Source organism: Streptomyces sp. DH12 (genome assembly GCF_020873895.1).
In the GTDB taxonomy this organism is placed as follows: Bacteria; Actinomycetota; Actinomycetes; order Streptomycetales; family Streptomycetaceae; genus Streptomyces.
Map to the genome: position 1 here is coordinate 1 of NZ_JAHWGT010000217.1, position 786 is coordinate 786.

Below are 786 nucleotides of genomic sequence, written 5' to 3' on the forward strand. Positions count from 1 at the left end.
GACGTGGGCAGACGCAGCAACACGGCGATCGACCTGCTTTCCTCGGCGGAGGGTCCGACAGGGGCGGAACGTAGGGCACTTCACGGGGAGGGGTGGACCGGCACCGCATTCTCCGCAGCCACCTGGGGGCGCGTACAGGGCTCACGCGCGAGGGGCGTGCTCCGATCCGGGACACCTTGCGCTCGGCCGTGTGTGTGCCCCATGGTTGACGCGCGTCACACGGCTCGTTGCCCACCCCGATCTCTCGTACCGGAAGCGGAGACCGCATGCTGAAACGCGCACTGAGACTCGTACTGTCCATTGTCATGCTCATGGCTGGATTGGCGGCGGGTTCCCTGGCCACCGCCGGGACCGCGCACGCCGACGGCTGCTACACGTGGAACCGCACCCTGTCCCAGGGTGCGTCCGGCGCCGATGTCACCCAGCTCCAGATCCGGCTGAGCGGCTACCCCGGCTACGGCGCCGTGCTGGCCGTCGACGGCGAGTTCGGTCCGGCCACCACCGCCGCCCTCAAGCGCTTCCAGTCCGCCTACGGCCTCGCCGCCGACGGCGTGGCCGGTCCCAACACCTTCAGCAAGCTGTACGCCCTCCAGGACGACGACTGCACTCCGGTCCACTTCGACTACTCCGAGCGGAACCGCTGCACCTCGACCTGGTCGGGCGGCGCGGTGAGCGCCGCGACGGCGAAGGCGAACGCCCTGCGCACCATGTGGAAGCTGGAGGCGCTGCGGCGCGCGCTCGGCGACCAGCCGATCGGGGTCACCAGCGGCTTCCGCTCCCAGTCCT

Annotated in this window: 1 protein-coding gene; it reads left to right on the forward strand. The window is 70.4% G+C overall.

Annotated features, from left to right (window positions below):
* Positions 1-266: 266 nt before the first annotated feature.
* The coding region (locus LPA54_RS33615) for a peptidoglycan-binding protein (RefSeq protein ID WP_228984498.1) at positions 267-786 on the forward strand (520 nt) is incomplete at its 3' end.